Origin of the sequence: Methylobacterium trifolii (assembly GCF_022179685.1) — a bacterium.
In the GTDB taxonomy this organism is placed as follows: domain Bacteria; phylum Pseudomonadota; class Alphaproteobacteria; order Rhizobiales; family Beijerinckiaceae; genus Methylobacterium; species Methylobacterium trifolii.
Window position 1 is genome coordinate 1 of sequence record NZ_BPRB01000323.1, and the last position, 3,279, is coordinate 3,279.

Genomic DNA, 3,279 nt, shown 5'->3' on the forward strand with positions numbered 1-3,279 from the left:
CGACATCTGCCCTGGACCGTGCCGACGGCGGTCCAGGGCAGATGTCGCGATCGCACCCCGCGCGCAACAGGCCCGTACCGGCGCCCGATTAGCAACGGGTTTCTCTCGTCCCCTTGCGGGAGTCGATGGTCCGCGATGCAGGTCGAGAGAGGGGCGCGTGGTTTCCGGACACGGCACCCCCCTTTGCCCGTCTCGCTCACGCGAGGCCCGTCATCTCCCACAAACGGGGGCGGGTCACCCGCAGGACGGGAAGATTTGTCCGATCCGCCCCGCAAGGTGGAGACAGGCCTTGCGAGCATGTCCTGCTTGTCCGCCTGGAATCAACCGCCCGCCATCGCGCGGACGGGACGGCGGTGGCCCGTGGTGCGAGCCGTCTCGGCGGCTGTGATGGGCCGGCCGCGCAGCAGGTCGCCGAGGGCGACGAAGCCGGCATCCGGCGTCCCCTGCCCGGCCCGGATGCCGTAGCCGAGGGCGAAGGACTCCGTCAGGGCGGCATCGCGTTCGATGCCGAAGCGGTCGAGGGCCGCCAGGAACGCCTCGCGGAACAGGCTCGGCCGGCACCAGCGCTTTTCGGCCATCTGCAAGGGCCAGTCCCACAAGCCCTCGCCCCGGCGGGCGGCCAGCGCCTCGCCGTCGATGAAGTAGCCCGTGGCCCGGTGCTCCAAGCCATCGGCGGAGACCGACCAGTCGTCGTTGCGGAACGGGACCGTTTGCGCCTCGACCATCGAATTCCCCGCAGCCCTCGTCTGGAACATTCGAGGAACATTGGTTCGGTTCGCGAAAGCCGTCAAGGGAAAGTTCCCGATGCGTTCGCGTATTCGCTACCGCCTGCGTCCCTGGAACAGCGGGTGCTCCACCCGGTCGCCGGGGGCGAGGCCGAGCCTGGCCGCGGTGCCGGCATTGAGTTCGAGGACGGACAGCACCGGCTCGCCGGAGGCGACGATGGCGGTGGAGAGCGGCTCCGTGTCGGCGGCGATGCGGCTCACGGTGCCGTCGGCGCGGATGAACAGCATGTCGAGGGGCAGGTAGGTGTTCTTCATCCACATCGAGACCGGCTCGACCTGCTCGAAGTCGAACAGCATCCCGTGGTCGGCCGCCATGCTGCGACGGAACATCAGGCCGCGGGAGCGGTCGGCGTCGGTGCGCATCACCTCGACGGCGAAGCGGTGCGTGCCGGACTTCGACTGGATGGCAAGGGGTTCGGTCTTCGCGGCCTCCTGGGCCGAGACCGCCGGGAGCGGCGAGGCCGCGGCCATGAGGCCGAGCGCGAGGCAGGCGCGGATCAGCGCGGACGAGACGCAGGGCACAGGTTCACTCTCAATGGGAGGACGGGAGCGCACCGTCGATCAGGCGGATCTCGGCGGCCATCACGCCCTTCGAACCGTCGCCGTAGCGTACCAGCACCGCCTCGCCGGGCTTCAGTTCGGCGATGCCGTAGCGGCGCAGGGTCTCCATGTGCACGAAGATGTCCGGCGTGCCGTCGCCGCGGGTCAGGAAGCCGAATCCGCGCAGGCGGTTGAACCACTTCACCACCGCCGTCTCCAGCCCGCTCGTCGGCGTGACGCTGACATGGGTGCGGGGCATCGGCAGTTCGGAGGGGTGGGTCGCCGTCGACTGGTCGAGGGATATTACCCGGAACGCCTGCCAGCCGCGGGCGCGCTCCACCGCCTCGACGACGACCCGGGCGCCCTCGCTGGCGTTCTGGTGGCCGTCCCGGCGCAGACAGGTGACGTGGAGGAGGATGTCGGGAGCGCCGTCGTCCGGGACGATGAAGCCGAAGCCTTTGGCGACGTCGAACCACTTGATGTGGCCGGCGACCTCGACGAGGTCGAGGTCCGCCAATGGGATGTCCCGATGCGGTGCACCGTCTCCGCCCACGTCGTCTGACGACCGTGAGCCGGCCGGCCCTGACCCGTACTCGTCGGACATGTCGAAGCAACCTACACCGAATCGCACCGCGCGCTTCGCGGTCAGGATTAACGAAGTCCTGATGCCGCGGAAGCCCAATTGGGCACCAGACCAGCCCTCCCGAAGCGCAATTGCCGCCGATGTGGCCCGAGCGCTGGGGCCGGCTCCGACTCAAGGGCGTGATCGGACTCGCAGATTTTCTCGAATGGCGGCACGGACTTCCGCCATCCCGTGCATCGACTGACATCAATCACGTTTTCGTGATCGCGCACGGCCGGCGGAGGTGAGCGCGGTAGGCAGTGGCCCGTGGCCGCGATTGATGCTTAGGGGCCGGCCATGCCGCCCGTTCCCGCCGCCCCGCCCCAACATCGCCTTCCCGCCATCGACGCCGCCCGCGCGGCGGCGCTCGCGGCGATGGCGGCCTATCACACCCTCTGGGACCTCGGTCATCTGCGGCTGACGCCCGAGAACTATGCCCTCACCGGGCCGGGGCGGCTCGCCGCACATGGGATCGCCGGCGGATTCCTTTTGCTGGTGGGCGTCGGGCTGGTGCTGATGAACGGGCGGGGCGTCCGCGTGCGGCCGACCCTGCTGCGCCTCGCCCGGATCGGCGGGGCCGCGCTGCTCATCACCCTGGCGACGGCCTATGCCTTCCCCGACAGCTTCATCTTCTTCGGCATCCTGCACTGCATAGCGGTGTCGAGCGTGCTGGCGCTGCCGTTCCTCGCCCTGCCGGGCCCCGTCACCGGCCTCGTCGCCGCGCTGGTGGTCGCCGCCCCGCACCTCGTCCGGCTGCCGTGGCTCGATGCGCCGGCCCTGTTCTTCCTCGGCCTCGGCGCGGGCCTGCCGCGCACGAACGACTACGTGCCCCTGTTCCCCTGGTTCGGGATCGTGCTGTTCGGAATCGTCCTCGGGCGGGTGGGGCTGCCGTGGCTCGCCCGCTCGCGCCTCGGCGCGTGGCGGCCCCGGAGCGCGCCGGCCCGCGCCGCGGCGTTGGCCGGGCGCCACAGCCTCGCGATCTACCTCCTGCACCAGCCGCTCCTGCTCGGAGCGCTGACCGGGCTGGCGATGCTGACCGGGCCGCACCCGCGGGCGGGGCTGTCCGCCTTCCGCGCGGATTACGCGGCCACCTGCACCCGCACCGGGGGCGAAGCGCAGGCCTGCCGCATCGCCGCCCGCTGCACGGGGGATGCCCTGCGCGCCGCCGGCCTGTGGGCGCTCCAGGGCCGCGACTTCACCGTGCCGGAGCGGGCCCGCGCGCAGGGCCTGTCGCAGGCCTGCTACGAGGGGGCCGAAGGTACGGCGTCTCCGGATCGGCCATGAGCCGAGCAGGATATTTATCGGGGGCGCCTTCCCCTTGTAACTTGCCCT

General features: G+C 70.8%; 4 protein-coding genes. 1 reads left to right on the forward strand and 3 read right to left on the reverse strand.

Annotated features, from left to right (window positions below; translation table 11 throughout):
* Positions 1 to 320 precede the first annotated feature (320 nt).
* From COGEMETH_RS23380 to COGEMETH_RS23390, 3 genes are all read right to left on the reverse strand, one after another.
* Complete coding sequence (locus tag COGEMETH_RS23380) at positions 321 to 725, reverse strand: hypothetical protein (protein WP_238185076.1); 405 nt, start codon at positions 723 to 725, stop codon at positions 321 to 323.
* A gap of 96 nt (positions 726 to 821) precedes the next feature.
* Entirely contained in the window at positions 822 to 1,256 is a 435-nt protein-coding gene (locus tag COGEMETH_RS23385; RefSeq protein WP_238185079.1) for a DUF192 domain-containing protein, read from the reverse strand.
* Between the two features lie 61 nt (positions 1,257 to 1,317).
* Positions 1,318 to 1,929: a cold-shock protein gene (locus COGEMETH_RS23390; RefSeq protein ID WP_238185077.1), complete on the reverse strand. Its 612-nt coding sequence runs from the start codon at positions 1,927 to 1,929 to the stop codon at positions 1,318 to 1,320.
* 315 nt (positions 1,930 to 2,244) lie between these two features.
* On the opposite strand from COGEMETH_RS23390, the gene COGEMETH_RS23395 reads away from it, so the two are divergent.
* Positions 2,245 to 3,231, forward strand: a complete 987-nt coding sequence (locus COGEMETH_RS23395; RefSeq protein ID WP_238185078.1) for a heparan-alpha-glucosaminide N-acetyltransferase — start codon at positions 2,245 to 2,247, stop codon at positions 3,229 to 3,231.
* Positions 3,232 to 3,279: the final 48 nt, after the last annotated feature.

What these genes read in the sequence shown, in the direction of transcription:
- COGEMETH_RS23390 (WP_238185077.1), bottom strand. Translation starts at nt 1,929, where the DNA reads ATGTCCGACGAGTACGGGTCAGGGCCGGCCGGCTCACGGTCGTCAGAC.
- COGEMETH_RS23395 (WP_238185078.1), top strand. Translation starts at nt 2,245, where the DNA reads ATGCCGCCCGTTCCCGCCGCCCCGCCCCAACATCGCCTTCCCGCCATC.
- COGEMETH_RS23380 (WP_238185076.1), bottom strand. Translation starts at nt 725, where the DNA reads ATGGTCGAGGCGCAAACGGTCCCGTTCCGCAACGACGACTGGTCGGTC.
- COGEMETH_RS23385 (WP_238185079.1), bottom strand. Translation starts at nt 1,256, where the DNA reads ATGGCCGCGGCCTCGCCGCTCCCGGCGGTCTCGGCCCAGGAGGCCGCG.